At 63.5% G+C, this 17,308-nt stretch carries 19 protein-coding genes; 14 read left to right on the top strand and 5 right to left on the bottom strand.

Annotation, left to right across the window (positions count from 1 at the left end):
- The first annotated feature begins 91 nt into the window (after positions 1–91).
- Both QCE58_RS12605 and groL read left to right on the top strand, forming a co-directional pair.
- On the top strand, positions 92–382 hold the full coding sequence (locus QCE58_RS12605) for a co-chaperone GroES (protein WP_006999126.1): 291 nt from the start codon (positions 92–94) through the stop codon (positions 380–382).
- 95 nt (positions 383–477) lie between these two features.
- Positions 478–2,118, top strand: a complete 1,641-nt coding sequence (groL, locus tag QCE58_RS12600) for a chaperonin GroEL (protein WP_008342681.1) — start codon at positions 478–480, stop codon at positions 2,116–2,118.
- A 98-nt stretch (positions 2,119–2,216) separates the two neighbouring features.
- Here groL and QCE58_RS12595 read toward each other — a convergent pair whose 3' ends face one another.
- The 3 genes from QCE58_RS12595 to QCE58_RS12585 are packed head-to-tail and all read right to left on the bottom strand — an operon-like array spanning position 2,217 to position 4,320.
- The gene (locus tag QCE58_RS12595; protein ID WP_175980444.1) at positions 2,217–2,609 is read right to left on the bottom strand and encodes a hypothetical protein; all 393 of its coding nucleotides are present in this window, start codon (positions 2,607–2,609) and stop codon (positions 2,217–2,219) included.
- A 24-nt stretch (positions 2,610–2,633) separates the two neighbouring features.
- On the bottom strand, positions 2,634–3,413 hold the full coding sequence (locus tag QCE58_RS12590; RefSeq protein WP_244807560.1) for a DUF72 domain-containing protein: 780 nt from the start codon (positions 3,411–3,413) through the stop codon (positions 2,634–2,636).
- 31 nt (positions 3,414–3,444) lie between these two features.
- Positions 3,445–4,320 (bottom strand): hydroxymethylpyrimidine/phosphomethylpyrimidine kinase, encoded by an 876-nt coding sequence (locus tag QCE58_RS12585; RefSeq protein WP_034471621.1) that lies wholly within the window; start codon positions 4,318–4,320, stop codon positions 3,445–3,447.
- A 309-nt stretch (positions 4,321–4,629) separates the two neighbouring features.
- On the opposite strand from QCE58_RS12585, the gene QCE58_RS12580 reads away from it, so the two are divergent.
- The gene (locus QCE58_RS12580; protein WP_008342674.1) at positions 4,630–4,800 is read left to right on the top strand and encodes a rubredoxin; all 171 of its coding nucleotides are present in this window, start codon (positions 4,630–4,632) and stop codon (positions 4,798–4,800) included.
- A gap of 352 nt (positions 4,801–5,152) precedes the next feature.
- The gene (locus QCE58_RS12575) at positions 5,153–6,547 is read left to right on the top strand and encodes a hypothetical protein (protein ID WP_250529168.1); all 1,395 of its coding nucleotides are present in this window, start codon (positions 5,153–5,155) and stop codon (positions 6,545–6,547) included.
- Here QCE58_RS12575 and QCE58_RS12570 read toward each other — a convergent pair.
- On the bottom strand, positions 6,544–8,040 hold the full coding sequence (locus tag QCE58_RS12570; protein ID WP_239295079.1) for a deoxyribodipyrimidine photo-lyase: 1,497 nt from the start codon (positions 8,038–8,040) through the stop codon (positions 6,544–6,546). The two genes, QCE58_RS12575 and QCE58_RS12570, sit on opposite strands and share 4 nt — an antisense overlap.
- Before the next feature lie 30 nt (positions 8,041–8,070).
- Between QCE58_RS12570 and QCE58_RS12565 the strand changes: the two genes are divergently transcribed.
- The 6 genes from QCE58_RS12565 to QCE58_RS12540 are packed head-to-tail and all read left to right on the top strand — an operon-like array spanning position 8,071 to position 12,739.
- The gene (locus QCE58_RS12565) at positions 8,071–8,649 is read left to right on the top strand and encodes a YqgE/AlgH family protein (protein ID WP_008342667.1); all 579 of its coding nucleotides are present in this window, start codon (positions 8,071–8,073) and stop codon (positions 8,647–8,649) included.
- Complete coding sequence (ruvX, locus tag QCE58_RS12560) at positions 8,646–9,092, top strand: Holliday junction resolvase RuvX (RefSeq protein WP_244807555.1); 447 nt, start codon at positions 8,646–8,648, stop codon at positions 9,090–9,092. Before QCE58_RS12565 ends, ruvX begins: the two co-directional genes overlap by 4 nt.
- Positions 9,079–9,594 (top strand): bifunctional pyr operon transcriptional regulator/uracil phosphoribosyltransferase PyrR, encoded by a 516-nt coding sequence (gene pyrR / locus QCE58_RS12555; protein WP_239295077.1) that lies wholly within the window; start codon positions 9,079–9,081, stop codon positions 9,592–9,594. The genes ruvX and pyrR overlap by 14 nt, the downstream gene beginning before the upstream one ends.
- Positions 9,595–9,637: 43 nt before the next feature.
- On the top strand, positions 9,638–10,648 hold the full coding sequence (locus tag QCE58_RS12550) for an aspartate carbamoyltransferase catalytic subunit (protein ID WP_008342662.1): 1,011 nt from the start codon (positions 9,638–9,640) through the stop codon (positions 10,646–10,648).
- Positions 10,649–10,658: 10 nt separating this feature from the next.
- Complete coding sequence (locus QCE58_RS12545) at positions 10,659–11,936, top strand: dihydroorotase (RefSeq protein ID WP_250502574.1); 1,278 nt, start codon at positions 10,659–10,661, stop codon at positions 11,934–11,936.
- Between the two features lie 2 nt (positions 11,937–11,938).
- A complete protein-coding gene (locus tag QCE58_RS12540) occupies positions 11,939–12,739 on the top strand; it encodes a 1-acyl-sn-glycerol-3-phosphate acyltransferase (protein ID WP_239295075.1) in 801 nt (266 codons plus the stop codon).
- Here QCE58_RS12540 and QCE58_RS12535 read toward each other — a convergent pair.
- The gene (locus tag QCE58_RS12535) at positions 12,708–13,544 is read right to left on the bottom strand and encodes a symmetrical bis(5'-nucleosyl)-tetraphosphatase (RefSeq protein WP_250457466.1); all 837 of its coding nucleotides are present in this window, start codon (positions 13,542–13,544) and stop codon (positions 12,708–12,710) included. The genes QCE58_RS12540 and QCE58_RS12535 overlap by 32 nt on opposite strands.
- A gap of 342 nt (positions 13,545–13,886) precedes the next feature.
- Here QCE58_RS12535 and rfbB point away from each other — a divergent pair, with 342 nt between their 5' ends.
- The 4 genes from rfbB to rfbD are packed head-to-tail and all read left to right on the top strand — an operon-like array spanning position 13,887 to position 17,297.
- Positions 13,887–14,948, top strand: coding sequence for a dTDP-glucose 4,6-dehydratase (rfbB, locus tag QCE58_RS12530; protein WP_250440132.1), 1,062 nt, complete (start codon positions 13,887–13,889; stop codon positions 14,946–14,948).
- Positions 14,949–14,959: 11 nt separating this feature from the next.
- Complete coding sequence (gene rfbA / locus QCE58_RS12525) at positions 14,960–15,853, top strand: glucose-1-phosphate thymidylyltransferase RfbA (protein ID WP_250435059.1); 894 nt, start codon at positions 14,960–14,962, stop codon at positions 15,851–15,853.
- Positions 15,838–16,389, top strand: coding sequence for a dTDP-4-dehydrorhamnose 3,5-epimerase (gene rfbC / locus QCE58_RS12520; protein ID WP_250435058.1), 552 nt, complete (start codon positions 15,838–15,840; stop codon positions 16,387–16,389). The genes rfbA and rfbC overlap by 16 nt, the downstream gene beginning before the upstream one ends.
- 8 nt (positions 16,390–16,397) lie before the next feature.
- On the top strand, positions 16,398–17,297 hold the full coding sequence (gene rfbD, locus QCE58_RS12515; protein ID WP_250521368.1) for a dTDP-4-dehydrorhamnose reductase: 900 nt from the start codon (positions 16,398–16,400) through the stop codon (positions 17,295–17,297).
- Positions 17,298–17,308 lie beyond the last annotated feature (11 nt).

Below are 17,308 nucleotides of genomic sequence, written 5' to 3'. Positions count from 1 at the left end.
CGAGAGTGCTAACAAGATTGCCGTCCGGCGAGATCCTTCTCAAAGGACGGGTTTTCCCGCGTTTTCAGTCTCAATCAAGAGAGGAGTGTGTATGAACCTTCGTCCTTTGCACGATCGCGTCATCGTCAAACGTCTGGACCAGGAAACCAAGACCGCATCGGGCATCGTGATCCCTGAAGCAGCCGCTGAGAAGCCGGATCAAGGCGAAGTCCTGGCCATCGGCCCGGGCAAGCGCGATGACAAGGGCGCGCAAATCGCCCTCGACGTGAAGGTCGGCGACCGTGTTCTGTTCGGCAAGTACGCTGGCCAGACCGTCAAGGTCGACGGGCAGGAACTGCTCGTCATGCGCGAAGAAGACATCATGGCCGTTCTGGTCAAGTAAGCATCCTTCCTGCACGTTCGGCTTCGTCTGCCTGAGCCGCTCCTCCGAGCGCCGCAGCGAAGCCAGCAAACCGAATCGAATCAAGGAGTTTGGATATGGCAGCTAAAGAAGTCACTTTTGGCGATTCCGCACGCGCCAAGATGGTCGAAGGCGTGAACATCCTGGCCAACGCGGTCAAGGTCACGCTGGGTCCGAAGGGCCGCAACGTCGTGCTCGAGCGCTCTTTCGGCGGCCCGACGGTCACGAAGGACGGTGTGTCGGTCGCGAAGGAAATCGAACTGAAGGACAAGCTCCAGAACATGGGCGCGCAAATGGTCAAGGAAGTTGCTTCCAAGACCAGCGACAACGCAGGTGACGGCACCACGACCGCTACCGTGCTCGCGCAATCCATCGTTCGCGAAGGCATGAAGTACGTCGCATCGGGCATGAACCCGATGGACCTGAAGCGCGGCATCGACAAGGCCGTGGCTGCAGCAATCGAAGAACTGCGCAAGATCAGCAAGCCCTGCACGACGAACAAGGAAATCGCGCAAGTCGGCTCGATCTCGGCGAACAGCGACACGTCGATCGGCGAGCGCATCGCTGAAGCGATGGACAAGGTCGGCAAGGAAGGCGTCATCACCGTCGAAGACGGCAAGTCGCTGCAAGACGAGCTGGACGTCGTCGAAGGTATGCAATTCGACCGCGGCTACCTGTCGCCCTACTTCATCAACAACCCGGACAAGCAAGTCGCCGTCCTCGAAAACCCGTTCGTGCTGCTGCACGACAAGAAGGTTTCGAACATCCGCGATCTGCTGCCGGTTCTGGAACAAGTCGCGAAGGCTGGCCGTCCGCTGCTGATCATCGCTGAAGACGTCGAAGGCGAAGCGCTGGCTACGCTGGTCGTCAACAACATCCGCGGCATCCTGAAGACGGTTGCTGTCAAGGCTCCGGGCTTCGGCGACCGCCGCAAGGCCATGCTGGAAGACATCGCGATCCTGACCGGCGGTCAAGTCGTCGCGGAAGAAACCGGCCTGACGCTCGAGAAGGCAACGCTGGCTGAACTGGGCCAGGCGAAGCGCATCGAAGTGGGCAAGGAAAACACGACGATCATCGACGGCGCTGGCGAAGCCGTGAACATCGAAGCGCGCGTGAAGCAAGTGCGCAAGCAGATCGAAGAAGCGACGTCGGACTACGACCGTGAAAAGCTGCAAGAGCGCGTGGCCAAGCTGGCCGGCGGCGTTGCGGTGATCAAGGTCGGCGCTGCGACCGAAGTCGAAATGAAGGAAAAGAAGGCACGTGTCGAAGACGCACTGCACGCAACGCGCGCAGCTGTGGAAGAAGGCATCGTGGCAGGCGGCGGCGTTGCGCTGATCCGCGCACGCAAGGCGATCGACGGGCTGAAGGGCGCGAACGCAGACCAGGACGCTGGTATCAAGATCGTCCTGCGCGCCATGGAAGAGCCGCTGCGCCAGATCGTCACGAACGGCGGCGAAGAAGCTTCGGTCGTGGTGGCAGCAGTTGCTCAAGGTACGGGCAACTACGGCTATAACGCGGCAACCGGCGAGTACGGTGACCTGGTGGAAGCCGGTGTCGTCGACCCGACGAAGGTGACGCGCACGGCGCTGCAAAACGCGGCATCGGTGGCTGGCCTGCTGCTGACGACCGACGCAGCTGTCGCCGAACTGCCGAAGGAAGATGCTCCGATGCCTGGCGGCATGCCCGGCGGCATGGGCGGCATGGGCATGGACATGTAATCTGGCGAAAGCCGATTACATCGGCGCGGGCTTCGAAAGAGGCTCGCGTCATGCCGAAAGAAGAAACCCGCAGCGATGCGGGTTTTTTTTCGTCCGGACTATTTGTTCATTTCCTCGCGCAACTTCTGCGCGGCGGCCTTGTAGTCGTACGTCGGATAGAACTCCGTCCGATATCCGCCCCATGCGGTGCTTTCGATCGCGCGGTTGACTTCGCGCAACCGGTCGGCGGGTACGCGCAACGTGACGACCTGACCGATTCCCATCATCACGTACCACGACACCACTTCGACGCCCGGCGGCGGAAACTGCTTGAAGTAGCCTTGCTCCTTCAACTGCTGATTGATCTGGGGCAGCGTCTTCGATTCGTCGTGCTTGAGGAAGATCGTCAGCAGGAACGTGCCATCGCCGGCGGGCGTGGCGTTCTGAGCGTGTGCCGGCGTGGCCGTGAAAATGCAAGACGCGGCGAGCGTGGCCGCAAGCAGCTTGAGCATCTGAGGAAGCCTCCAAAAAGAACTTCAGACCTTGTGATGAATCCGCAGCCGCTCCATCAGATGCAGCGCGTTGGGCTGCGCGTGGCCCTCGGCGGTGTTGTCGAAGATGCACCAGACTTCGGCCGTCTTCTTCGCGCGGTTGTGCAGCGTGCGCGCGAGTTCGTCGAGATACGTGTAGTCGTACGAAGACCTGTATAACTCGGGCGAGCCGTGCAGCCGCACATACACGAGCGATGCGTCCGCGCGATGCTTGATCTCGCATTCGTCGGGAATCGGGTCGGCGTCGACGTATGCAATGTGATGCGACTTCAGCAACGCTGCCGCGTGCGTCGTGAACCAGCTATGTTCGCGCGCCTCGCACGCGACCGGCAACGTCGTGCGCTCGCGCAGCGCCTTGAAAAACGCGTCGGCGATGTCGTGATCGAACGGCAGGCTCGGCGGCAATTGCACGAGCCAGCATCCGAGCTTGTCGCCGAGTTGGCCGGCCGCGCGGAGAAAGTCGTCGAGCAGCGATTCGATATCGACGAGACGCGCGTCGTGCGTGATCGCCTTCGGCAGCTTGACCGAGAACCGGAATGACTCGGGCACGCTGTGCGCCCAGTTCGCGTAGGTCTGCTCGCGATGCGGCTTGTAGAAACTGGAGTTGATCTCGACGCACGTCAGAACGTGCGAGTAGCGTTCGAGATGAGTGCCTTCATGCGGAAAGCTCGCGGAGACACCGCTCGACAGGCCCCAGCCCGCGCAGCCGATGCGGATCGCGCCTTGCGGGCCGGGCTTGTGCAGATGGGGCAGTCGGTATGGCATGCGCTCGCGTCGCCTCCCTTCTTGTTGTGTGTCAGTGTCGGGCTTCTCCGGGCAATCCCGTTGGATCGTCGGGCAGCGCGGATGCGTCGCCTTCTTCGTCTGCATCGTTCGAGCGCGCCCAGAAAAAGCGATCCGGCAGATACGCGCCCATGCCGGGCCGGAACGCGGCGCGCGCGGCCTGAAACACATACTCTTGCGCCTCACGCGCGGCCTCGGCAGGTTCCTGACCGTTGGCGAGCAGGGCGGCGACTGCCGAGCCGAGCGTATCGGTCAGGCCCATGATGCGTTGCACGCTGCGCTCCCACGTGTCCTGTCGCACGAGCCCTTCTTCGCTGTAGAGCGTGTTGACGTGACGATGCGTGCCGGTTTCCATCGCGAGCACGTACTCGCAGCCCTGCGCCAGAATGTGGGAAATCGCGGAATCGAGCGTCGGCGATTCCGCGTCGCTGTCGGGCTGCGCGAGTTGCAGTAGCGTGGCGTGATCGGCAATCAGCATGGTGGTCTGCGGCACGAGCAGATCGGCGAGCGATTCGCGCAGTTCATCGGCGGACAGGACGTGTTCGTCGTCGAGCGTGAAATCGGGCGCGAGGATCAGCGGCACGTCGTCGTAATCGGAGACGACTTCGGCGATGGCGGACACGAGCTCCGCGCGCGTCGCCGCGCCGATCTTGAAGGCGGCGATCGGCATGTCCTCTAGCAACATGCGCGCCTGGGTCGCGACGGTGTCCGGATCGAGGCCCGTCACTTCATCGCAGGTCGCGGAATCGCGCACCGCGTAGCCCGTCAGCACGGTCGCGCCGTGACAGCCCATGCTGGCGAGCGTCAGCAAGTCGGCCTGCAGGCCGGAGCCGCCCGTGGGATCGGAAAGGCCGAAGGTGAGTACGATCGGTGGGGAATCGCCGGTCATGGCAAAAACGGACATTATGGTATTGGATTGCTTGGATGGACGATCGGCTCTAAGCGAACTCGTGCGCGCCTCGGCGCGTGAGCGAATGCCCGCTCGGTCATGTCTGATTATGCGGCCTAACGCCGCCAGGAATGTTTCTTTGCGCACTTTTTTCCGGTGCGCTAGCCTTCTTCACCGGACCCGGCGTGACGGCCGTTTCGACCCATGTCACGATGCGCGCACCGCAGGCGGGCGGCTTGCTAGGCATCGGCACGGCAACACGGTACCATCATGTCCTATTTTTAAACGACCAATCGACTCGGCATAAGTATGGAATACAGAAGCTGGATGTGCCTGATCTGCGGCTGGATCTACGACGAGGAGGCGGGATTGCCTGACGAGGGCATCGCGCCGGGCACGCGCTGGGAGGACGTTCCGATCAACTGGACCTGTCCCGAATGCGGAGCTCGCAAGGAAGATTTCGAGATGGTCCAGATCTGATCTTGTCGTTCTGCCGCGCCGCATGACTCGCGTCATGCGGCGCGCGTTTTTTGCGGACCGCGTACGTCGCTGACGGCGCGTGCCACGCATGGGCCGCCGTCGGGCGGCCCGTCCGATTTTTCGGATTTTGCAGCGTCAGATGAGTTCGTTGCGGCGATTCCGGCGTCGACCGACGTTGGCGAACAAAGATGCGAAAAGCCTTTGCAGGTTCGGTTCCCGCACCGGCCCGTTAAGGCATACGCTTGAAGCAGGCGCGGCGACGCCGTCTCCCGCCTGTCGATGACGCATTTAAACGGCGGGTGACGGCGGCCTTCCATCGCCGCGCCCGCGAACCGGCTTGTGAGCGCTTGTTATGACATCTCGTCCCGATCTGCCCGTTCCGTACGAAGCCTTGCCCAATCCGCGCGGCGGATCGGTGCGACTCGCAGAAATGGCGCTGACCGACGCGCTGCACGCGTTCCAGCGTCAGGGCGAAACCGGGGCGGCGCTCAAGCGCGCGATCGCCGCGCTGCATTCGGCGGGGTGGCTTCCCGCGCAGCGCTTCGCCGAGGCGCTGACGCTCGTCGCGCCGCTCGGCGAGGAATCGGAAGGTAGCCACGCACGCATCGCCGATGCGATCGCGGTTTTTCGCGGCGCGGTCGAGCGGCGCAATCTGCGCGAACTCTCGTGCTCGACGGCGCTCTTCGATCACTATCGCGGCCTGCATGCGTTGCTTGCATCGCATACGCGCATCGCGCCGGTTTCCTACGATGACCTCGCCCTCGCGGGCCGCGCGATCGCGCCGGCGACGCTGCGCGGCATCGCGCCCGAGCGGCTCGCGCATACGCGGGCGCGCTATGAGGAAACGTTGCTGAAACTCTTGCGCGGACCGGCCGAAGGCTCCGCCGACACGTTCGCGCGCCTCGACGCCTGCCTCGACGAACTGCGCGGCCCAGATCCCTACGATTTCTGGCGGCTCGCGTCGTCGGCGGTCGTGGCGCTGCGCGAGCGCGCGCAGCGCACCGGCGGCGAGCTGGACTACATCGCCGACGTCAAGCGTCTCTACGCGCGCTTCAACCTCGTGCTGGCGGATCAGGCGCACGCGCTGTCGTATGCGCCGCGCTCGCTCGTGCGCGCGACGCTCGCGCTGCTGTGGCGCGATTTCGCGCTGTACGGCGCGCGGCCGGAAGATGCCGACCACGTCGATGTTTTGCGCGATTACGGCCTGACGGTCGCGTGGCACGTCGCCGCGACGCCCGAATCGGAAGCGGCGTGGGAAGAGAGCGCCGCGCAGGCGGGCGAGGAAGCCTCGCGCGACGCCGCGACGCGCGATCTCGGCGTGCTGCGCGTGAACGCGAGTGCTTACGAGGACTTCCTGCAGAGCGCGGAAACGTCGATCGACGCGCTCGTCGAGCGCGGCACGCAGGCGAACGAAACCGGCATGGTCGACGAAGCGGCGGCGCTGTCGGCGGCGGACGCGTCGCATCGGCTGGGCGCGGCGGCTTGCGCGCTGGGCCTCGGGCATGTCGCGCTCTTGGCGGATACGCTCGGCCTCGCATGGCGGCGCGTCGCGCATCACGGCGAAACGCACGCCGATGGCGCCGAAGGCGCGACACGCGGCATCGACGCGACCGTGCCCGAGCGCGCCGCGCAAATGCTGCGTTCGATGCTGCATCAGGCGGCGGCCGGCATTGCGCCTTCGGAAGGGCGCGGATCGATCGTCGCGCTGACTGCGATGATCGAAAAACCTGCGCCGTTTGCGCGCTAGTCTTCGCCGTCGTCGTCGGGCGGAAGCTGCTTCGGGCCCGGCGCACGCACGACGTCATAACGCATGAGCGTGCGTTTTCTGGCGGCTTCGTGATCGACGATCGGCTGCGGATAATCCGCGCCGAGCGAGATCTTCGCCGCTTTCAGCGCATCCGGTTTTGCAAGCCACGGCGCGTGGATATCGCGATCGGAAAGAGCCGCGATCTCTGGCACGTAATGACGGATGAACTTGCCCGCCGAATCGAATTTCCGTGACTGCGTGACCGGATTGAAGATGCGAAAGTATGGTTGCGCATCGCAGCCGCTCGACGCGGCCCATTGCCATCCGCCGTTGTTGTTCGACAGCTCGAAGTCGTTCAGATGCGCTTCGAAGTACGCCTCGCCGCGTCGCCAGTCGATGCCGAGATCTTTTGTCAGAAAGCTCGCCACGACCATGCGCAGACGGTTATGCATGTATCCCGACGCGTTGATCTGCCGCATCGCCGCATCGACGAGCGGATAGCCCGTCTGACCCGCGCACCACGCGGCGAAATTCGCGTCGGCGGCATCGCCCGTTTCCCAGCCGATGCGGTCGTACTCCGGCTTGAACGCGCGATGATCGCCAGCCACGCCGACGTGCGGAAAATGGTGCAGCACGGAGAAATAGAACTCGCGCCAGATCAGCTCGCCTAGCCACGTTTCGGCGCCCTTGTCGCCGTGACGCTGCGCATCGTGGGCGCTGCGGGCGAGCGCGCGGATCGACATCGTGCCGTGCCGCAGATGAACGCCGAGATAGCTCGGCCCTTTTAGCGCGGGGAAATCGCGCGTGCGGCTGTAGTCGATCATGCGGTCCCGGAAATCGTCGAAGAGCTCATAGGCGCCGCGCGTGCCGGCGGGAAACGCAGGCGCGGGTGCATCGCCGAAACCGAGCGCATCGAGCGATGGAATCGCATGCTTCACGTTCGACGGCGGCTTCGCGAGCGCGTCCAGATGTTCTTCGGATGCGTAGGGCGCAAGCGCATCGGGCGTGAGCGTCGCGAGCCACTTGCGCTTGTACGGCGTGAAGACGGTGTAGGGCTTTGCGGCGCCTGTCATCACATCGTCGTGATCGAAGACGGCCTGATCCTTGAAAGAGAAGAACGCGATGTCCTGACTCGCGAGCTTCTGCGCGACGGCTTCGTCGCGCGCCTTCGCCGCCGGCTCGTAATCGCGATTGACGAACACGGCGTTCGCGCCGCATTCGCGTGCGAGCGAAGGAATATCGTGCACGGGGTGCCCGTGCCGCACGATCAACGCGCCGCCCGCCTCGCGCAGCGTGCGATCCAGCTCGACGACGCTCGCGTGAATAAACGGCACGCGCCGGTCTTTTTTATCGAGCGGCGCAAGAATATCGCGATCGAAAACGAAGGCGCACAGCACCCGACGGCACCTTGTAAGCGCGTGATAGAGTGCAGCATTGTCTGCCGCGCGCAGATCCCGCCGAAACCAGACCAGACCCACATCAAAGTCGGCCATCTCGCAGCGCCTTTGTTAAAATTCTGAATTATGTCCAAGACTTCCGATCGCATCAATTTGACGAATCAGTTCCTGATCGCCATGCCCAACATGGCCGATCCGACGTTTTCAGGAACGGTGGTCTACCTTTGCGATCACACGGAGAAGGGCGCGCTCGGTCTCGTCATCAACCGGCCGACCGACATCGACCTTCAATCGCTCTTCAATCGCATCGATCTCAAGCTCGAAATCGAGCCGCTCGTCCATTTGCCCGTTTATTTCGGCGGTCCCGTGCAGACGGAGCGTGGCTTCGTGCTGCACGAAGCGGGCGAGGGCGAACCCTATAGCTCGTCGATGAGCGTGCCCGGCGGCCTTGCCATGACCACGTCGAAGGACGTGCTCGAAGCAGTCGCGAGCGGCAAGGGCCCCGAGCGCTTCCTGCTCACGCTCGGTCATGCCGGCTGGGGCGCGGGCCAGCTCGAAGAGGAAATCTCGAAGAACGGCTGGCTGACCGTCGAAGCCGATCCGCGCATCATCTTCGACGTACCAGCCGAAGACCGCCTCGAAGCGGCGCTCTCGCTGCTCGGCGTGTCGCGCTCGATGTTGTCCGGCGAAGCAGGGCACGCATGAGCCGCGAAGCCACGCTGCTGGCATTCGATTACGGCGAGAAACGCATTGGTGTCGCCGTCGGCAATACGCTCACCCGCCACGCGCGCGCGCTCGTCACGCTGGAAAACCGCAATCGCGAATATCGCTTCGTCGAAGTGGGCAAACTGCTCGACGAGTGGAAGCCCGACGCCATCGTCGTCGGCATGCCAATGCATCCCGACGGCACGCCGCACGAAATGAGCGCGCTCGCCAAGCGCTTCGGCAATCAGGTGAACGGACGTTTCAACGTGCCGGTGCAATGGGTGGACGAGCGCTACTCGTCCGTCGACGCCAAAGCCGATTTGCGCGAGCGCGGCGTGCGCGCCAATGCGCGGGGCCGCTTCGACGAAATCGACGCCGAAGCCGCGCGCGTCATCCTTCAACAATATCTCGACGGACTTGCCGACGATCATGAGTTCCATTGACGCCGAGGCGCTGTATCGCGCGCTCGTCGACCAGATTCGCGCTGCCTACGGACAATCGCTCGCCGCGCCCGACGGCGCCGTGCTCGCGGGCATTTTCAGCGGCGGCGTGTGGCTTGCCGAGCGGCTCGCGAAGGATCTGAACGCGCCGCGCTTCGGCGTGGTGAACGTGGCGCTGCATCGCGACGACTACGCGAAGAAAGGCCTGCACAGCCAGGCGAGCCCGACCTCGCTCCCCTTCGATGTGAACGGCCGCCGCATCATCCTGGTCGACGACGTGCTGTCCACGGGGCGCACCGTGCGCGCGGCGATCAACGAGCTGTACGACTATGGCCGTCCGGCATCGATCGATCTCGCGGTGCTCGCCGATCGCGGCGGGCGCGAAATGCCGATCGGCGCGCGTTTCACCGGCGCGACGCTCGATGTGCCCGCGAATCAGAATCTCGTGCTCGCGCGTCGCGAAGACGGCGCATTCGACTTCAGGACGGAAGCGCGCGCCAGCTGAAGCGAGCGCTTCGACGTCTTTTCAAAGTACATCCGGGATCGACATGAATACCGCCACCGAAGGCGCCGCCGCGCCCGACACCTTTCGCTACGGCTTTCTCAAGGGCAATCCGCAGCTGACGAAGAACGGCGAGCTGAAGCACCTGTTGAGCATCGAAGGATTGCCGCGCTCGATCGTCACGCACATCCTCGATACCGCCGAGCAGTTCGTCAGCGTGACCGATCGCGAAGTGAAGAAGGTGCCGCTTTTGCGCGGCAAGTCGGTGTTCAATCTCTTCTTCGAGAACTCGACACGCACGCGCACCACGTTCGAGATCGCGGCGAAGCGTCTTTCGGCCGACGTGCTGAATCTGAACATCAACGCATCGTCGACGAGCAAAGGCGAATCGCTGCTCGACACGATCAACAATCTCTCCGCGATGCACGCCGACATGTTCGTCGTGCGTCACGCATCGAGCGGCGCGCCGTATCTGATCGCCGAGCATTGCGCGCCGCACGTGCACGTCATCAATGCGGGCGATGGCCGTCACGCGCATCCGACGCAGGGCCTGCTCGACATGTACACGATCCGCCATTACAAGCGCGACTTCACGAAGCTGCGCGTGGCGATCGTCGGCGACATCCTGCATTCGCGCGTCGCGCGCTCCGACATTCACGCGCTGACGACGCTCGGCGTGCCCGAAGTGCGCGCGATCGGACCGCGCACGCTGTTGCCGGGCAATCTCGATCAGATGGGCGTGCACGTCTATCACAATCTCGACGAAGGGCTGAAGGGCGTCGACGTCATCATCATGCTGCGCCTGCAGAACGAGCGCATGAGCGGCGCGCTCTTGCCGTCCGCGCAGGAGTACTTCAAGAGCTGGGGATTGACGCCCGAGCGTCTCGCGCTCGCCGCGCCCGATGCGATCGTCATGCATCCGGGTCCGATGAATCGCGGCGTGGAAATCGACTCGCAAGTGGCCGACGGCCCGCAGTCGGTCATCCTGAATCAGGTGACTTTCGGCATCGCCGTGCGCATGGCGGTGATGGGCATCGTGGCCGGCAACACTGACTGACAAAGACGACATGAAGATCCAGATTCAGAACGGCACGATCATCGATCCGGCGGCCGGCACGGAAGAGCGCAAGGACGTGTTCATCGCGGCGGGCAGGATCGTCGGCATCGGCGAGGCGCCCGCGGATTTCAACGCGGCCAAGGTCATCGACGCTTCGGGGCTTTACGTCGCGCCGGGTTTCGTCGATTTGTCGGCGCGTCTGCGCGAACCGGGCTTCGAACACAAGGCGACGCTCGAATCCGAGATGGCCGCCGCGATGGCGGGCGGCGTGACGAGTCTCGTGTGCCCGCCCGACACCGATCCGACGCTCGACGAACCCGGTCTCGTCGAAATGCTCAAGTTTCGCGCGCAGAAACTGCATCTCGCGCACGTCTATCCGCTCGGCGCGCTGACGGTCGGGCTCAAGGGGGAGACCATCACCGAGATGGTCGAGCTGACCGAAGCGGGCTGCGTCGGCTTTTCGCAGGCGGATAACCCGATCGTCGATACGCGCACGCTGCAACGCGCGCTGCAGTACGCGACCACGTACGGCTATACCGCGTGGCTGCGTCCGCAGGATGCGTACATGTCGAAGGGCGGCGTGGCGGCGAGCGGCGCGGTGGCGTCGCGGCTGGGGCTGTCGGGCGTGCCGGTGTCGGCGGAAACGATCGCGCTGCATACCATCTTCGAACTGATGCGCGTGACGGGCGCGCGCGTGCATTTGTCGCATCTGTCGTCGGCGGCGGGCGTCGCGCTCGTGCGCGCGGCGAAGGCCGAAGGAATCGCCGTGTCGTGCGACGTGACCATCAATCACGTGCATCTGACGGACATCGACATCGGCTATTTCGATTCGCAATTCCGGCTCGATCCGCCGCTGCGTCAGCAACGCGACCGCGATGCGATTCGCGCGGGTCTCGCCGACGGCACCATCGACGCGATCTGCTCCGATCACACGCCGCTCGACGACGACGAAAAGCTGCTGCCCTTCGCCGAAGCGACGCCCGGCGCGACCGGCCTCGAATTGCTGCTGTCGCTGACGGTGAAGTGGGCGCGCGAAGCGAACGTGCCGCTCGCGAAGGCGCTGTCGCGCATCACGTCCGCGCCCGCCGACGTGCTGAAGCTCCCCGCCGGCCGCATTGCGACGGGCGCGCTCGCCGATCTGTGCGTGTTCGATGCGGCGAGCGAATGGCGCGTCGATCCGCTGAAGCTGAAGAGCCAGGGCCGCAACACGCCGTTTCGTGGCTACGAATTGCCGGCGCGCGTGCGTGCGACGGTGGTCGGCGGTCACGTCGCTTACGAGAGCCGCTGAACATGCGCTTCGCATGGCGCAAGCTTCGGCTCGTCGCGCATCTGTTGTACGGCATGTGGATCGTCGCGACGCGCTTTGCCCGCGCGTCGGCGGCCGAACGCGCCGAGATGAACCGACTGTGGTCGCTCGAAATGCTGCGGCTTTCGGGGATGAAGCTCGTCGTGCATAACGACGAGGCGCGGCTCGATAGCGGCGTGCTCGTCGTCGGCAATCACATCTCGTGGATCGATATCTACGTCATCAACGCGTGGCGTCCGACGCCGTTCGTGTCGAAGGCGGAGATCCGCAAATGGCCGGTGGTCGGCTGGCTTGCGCATCAACTGGATACGGTGTTCGTGCAGCGCGAGAAGCGCAGCGACGCGAAGCGCATCATGCACGAGCTCGCGGATCGTCTGCTTGCTGGCGAAAAGATGTGCGTCTTTCCGGAAGGCACGACCTCGGACGGGCAAGCGCTGCTGCCCTTTCACGCGAACATGTTTCAGGCGGCGGTGTCGGCGTCGTGCCCGGTGCAGCCGATCTGCCTGATGTACGAGGATGCGCAAGGAAGGCAATCGACCGCGCCGGCGTATATCGGCGATATGTCGCTCAACGATTCGCTCGATGCGCTCTTGCGCGCGCGGCCGCTCACCGCGCATCTTTACGTGTGCGATCCGCTCGCACCGGGCGCGGACCGGCGGTTGCTCGCGAGCGAGGCGCAGGCTTCCGTCGACGCCGCACTTCAGCGGATGCGTGGCCTGCCCGCCGTCGCCGATGCGATGACGGAAGTGCCGCTCACTTCTTCATCGAGCAGCTCACCTGCGTGACGACGCGCTCTGCGGGATCGGCCGTCAGGCGCACCGCCGACAGCTTGTTGCCCCACACGCAGCCCGAATCGAGGCAGAGAACGTCGTCGCGGATCATGAGACCGAGCGCGGCCCAGTGGCCGAAGACGATCGTCACGTCCTGCGTGCGGCGGTCCGGCACGTCGAACCACGGCATGTAGCCGGGCGGCGCCGCGTCGGGGCCGCCGTTGTTGGCGAACTCCATCGCGCCTTCGGGTGTGCAGAAGCGGATGCGCGACAACGCGTTATAGATCACGCGCAGCCGGTCGGCGCCCTTCAGTGAATCGTCCCAGCGATGCGGCTCGTTGCCGTAGAGCGACGCGAGCGTTTCCTTCCAGTTCGGTGCGCGCAGCGCTTGCTCGAGCTCGTGCGCGAGTTCCATCGTCATCGTCGCGTCCCATTGCGGCAACACGCCCGCGTGAACCATCAGCACATTGTTTTCGAAGTGCGCGACCGGCTTGTGACGCACCCACTCGATGAGATCGGCGGCGTCGGGCGCTTCGAGGATTTCATCGAGCGTGTCGCCTTTTTTCGGCTTGCGCAGGCCAGCGGCGACGGAGAGCAGATTCAGATCGTGATTGCCAAGCACGACAGTTGCGCGCGAGCCGAGGGCGATGATCTCGCGCAATGTCTGCAAGGACTTCGGCCCACGGTTGATGAGATCGCCCGCGAACCAGAGCGGTGTGTCGGGTGATGGCGCGGCTTTTTTGAGGAGGCGCTGGAAGGGATCGCAGCAGCCCTGGAGATCGCCGAAGACGAGGGGAGCGGGGGAGGTGGCGATGGTCATCTGGGAGACTTGTTGTCAGGCTTCTAGGAGGAAATCCGCGTGAGCGAAGATTATGGAACAGCGGGCAAGCACTGTGTCTTCATCCGACGGATGCACAGGCTGGCATTACCTGCCGCCACCTGTGCAACCATAAATCGCGAGCTGTATCAAGTTGTTATCCGTCTAGTTTTCGAATGGCGGAGCCTTATAATTCAGGGTTGACCAAACTGGGGCGGGAATGCACGAAAATCGGTCATATCTTCCGATTGTGCTTTCATCCACCGCAACTGTCGCAATTTTTTCGCATAGTCAAGCTTTCGCGCGGCGTAATCTCCTGACGGAAAGCTATAAAGAGGGCCACGTATGATTCTCGTGACGGGCGGCGCCGGTTTCATCGGCGCCAATTTTGTGCTGGATTGGCTCAATGGTTCGGACGAACCCGTGCTCAACGTCGACAAGCTGACGTATGCGGGCAATCTGGGAACGCTCAAGTCTCTGAAGGACGATCCCCGCCACATCTTCGAGCGCGCCGATATTTGCGACCGCGCCGCGATCGATGCGCTGCTGGCCAAGCACAAGCCGCGCGCCATTCTGCACTTCGCCGCCGAGAGCCACGTCGATCGCTCGATCCACGGCCCGGCCGATTTCGTGCAGACGAACGTCGTCGGCACGTTCACGCTGCTCGAAGCCGCGCGGATGTACTGGAGCAAGCTGCCCGAAGACGAGAAGCAGGCGTTCCGCTTCCTGCACGTATCGACCGACGAAGTGTACGGCTCGCTTTCGGCCACCGATCCGCAGTTCTCCGAGACCACGCCGTACGCGCCGAACAGCCCGTATTCCGCGACCAAGGCCGGCTCCGACCATCTCGTTCGCGCGTATCACCACACGTACGGACTGCCGGTCCTGACCACGAATTGCTCGAACAATTACGGTCCGTATCAATTCCCTGAAAAGCTGATTCCGCTGATGATCGCCAACGCGCTCGGCGGCAAGCCGCTGCCGGTCTACGGCGATGGCCAGAACGTGCGCGATTGGCTGTACGTGGGCGATCACTGCTCCGCGATCCGTGAGGTGCTCGCACGCGGCGTGCCCGGCGAGACGTATAACGTCGGCGGCTGGAACGAGAAAAAGAATCTCGAAGTCGTGCACACGCTGTGTGACTTGCTCGATCGCGCGAAGCCGAAGTCGAGCGGTTCGTATCGCGATCAGATCACATATGTAAAGGACCGTCCGGGCCACGACCGCCGCTACGCCATCGACGCGCGCAAGCTCGAGCGCGAACTCGGCTGGAAGCCTGCGGAGACCTTCGAGACGGGTCTTGCGAAGACGGTTCAGTGGTATCTGGACAACCAGGCGTGGGCCGACGAAGTGGCTTCCGGCGACTACCGGAAATGGGTCGAGACGAACTACGCGCAGCGCGCGTGAGGGGCTGAATTATGGCGCGCAAGGGCATTATTCTGGCCGGCGGGTCCGGCACGCGGCTTTACCCGATCACGCACGCGGTGTCGAAGCAGCTTCTGCCGGTCTACGACAAGCCGATGATCTACTACCCGCTGTCGACGCTGATGATCGCCGGCATCCGCGATGTGCTTATCATCTCGACGCCGCAAGACACGCCGCGCTTCGAGTCGATGCTCGGCGACGGCAGCCAGTGGGGCATGAACATTCAGTACGCGGTGCAGCCGTCGCCGGACGGGCTTGCGCAGGCGTTCATCATCGGGCGGGAATTCGTTGGCAATGATCCGTCGGCGTTGATTCTCGGCGACAACATCTTCTACGGACACGATCTCGTCAAGCAGTTGGACGCGGCCAGTGCCCGTACCGATGGCGCAACGGTGTTCGCCTATCACGTGCAGGATCCCGAGCGTTATGGCGTGGTCGAGTTCGATCAGCAATTCAGAGCGCTGTCGATCGAAGAAAAGCCCGCGAAGCCCCGCTCTAACTACGCGGTGACGGGTCTTTACTTCTACGACAATCAGGTGTGCGACATCGCGGCGGATATCAAACCGTCCCCGCGCGGCGAACTCGAAATTACGGATGTGAACTCTCGCTATCTGGCGGAGAAGCGGCTCAATGTCGAAATCATGGGGCGTGGCTATGCGTGGCTCGACACCGGTACGCACGATTCGCTGATCGACGCGGCCACGTTCATCGCGACGTTGCAGAAGCGTCAGGGGCTGGTGGTGGCGTGTCCCGAGGAAATCGCGTATCGCAAGAAGTGGATCGGCGACGAGCAACTGCTCGAACTCGCGAAGCCGCTTTCGAAGAACGCCTACGGTCAATATCTGCTCAATCTTCCGAAGGACCAAGTCGCATGGCCATCCAAGTAACCGCTACGGCGTTGCCCGAAGTCAAGATCATCGAGCCGAAGGTGTTCGGCGATGCGCGCGGGTATTTCTATGAAAGCTTCAACGCTCGCGAGTTTGCCGAGCACGTCGAGGCGGGCGTCGAATTCGTGCAGGACAACCACTCGCGCTCGGCGAAGGGCGTGCTGCGCGGTCTGCATTATCAGATTCAGCACGCGCAGGGCAAACTCGTGCGCGTGGTGGAAGGCGAAGTGTTCGATGTCGCCGTCGACGTCCGCAAGAGTTCGCCAAACTTTGGCAAGTGGGTGGGCGTGAATCTGTCGGCGGAGAATCATCGGCAATTGTGGGTGCCGCCGGGGTTTGCGCACGGTTTCGTCGTGCTGTCGGATGCGGCGCAGTTCCTCTACAAGACGACGGACTACTGGTTTCCCGAGTTCGAACGCAGCATCGTGTGGAACGACAAGGAGATCGGCATCGAATGGCCGATCGATTTCGAGCCGATGCTCGCGGCGAAGGACGCGGCGGGGAAGCGTCTGGGCGAAGCCGAGTGTTTCGAGTGAGCGACGCGATGACTCAAGATTCTCAGCGAACGATCCTGCTGACTGGCGTGAATGGTCAGGTTGGCTTCGAGCTCGCGCGCACTTTGCAGGGACTCGGCAGGGTCGTCGCGCTCGACCGCAACAAGCTCGACCTCGGCGATCTCGACGCAATCCGGAAGGTGGTTCGCGAAGTGAAGCCGTCGTTGATCGTAAATCCGGCCGCTTACACCGCGGTCGACAAGGCGGAAAGCGATGCGGAAGCGGCGATGCGCGCGAATGGCGAAGCGCCCGGCGTCCTCGCCGAAGAGGCGAAGCGTCTGTCGGCCGCGCTGGTTCACTATTCGACCGATTACGTGTTCGACGGCACGAAGGACGGCGTCTATGTCGAAGACGACGCGGTGAACCCGCAGAACGTCTACGGCAAGAGCAAGCTGGCGGGCGAGCGGGCGATCGCGGCTTCGGGTTGCGACCATCTGATCTTCCGCACGAGTTGGGTGTACGGCACGCGCGGGAAGAATTTTCTCCTGACGATGCTACGGCTCGGCGCCGAGCGCGATCAACTGAGCGTGGTCGCGGATCAAATCGGCGCGCCGACCTGGTCCAACACGATCGCGGCAGCCACGGCTCACGTGCTCGCGCAAAGCATCGCCGCCGATACCGCCGACTGGTGGTCGAAGCATTCGGGCATTTATCACCTCACGGCCTCCGGGTCGACCTCGTGGCACGGGTTCGCGCAGGCGATCTTCGCGGTCGCAATGGGCGAGGGGGCGCCGAAGGTGCTGCCCATCCCCGCCGCGGATTATCCGGTGCCCGCGAAGCGTCCCGCAAACTCACGCATGTCGCATGACAAGCTCGCCGAGCGCTTCGGTCTGATCTTGCCCGCGTGGGACGAAGCGCTGCGCTTGTGCATGGCGGGCGGCACGTCATGAGTGTGAGCGGT

The sequence above is a fragment of the Caballeronia sp. LZ028 genome (genome assembly GCF_031451415.1).
Taxonomy (GTDB): domain Bacteria; phylum Pseudomonadota; class Gammaproteobacteria; order Burkholderiales; family Burkholderiaceae; genus Caballeronia; species Caballeronia zhejiangensis.
This window is presented reverse-complemented; position numbering and strand designations above follow the sequence as displayed.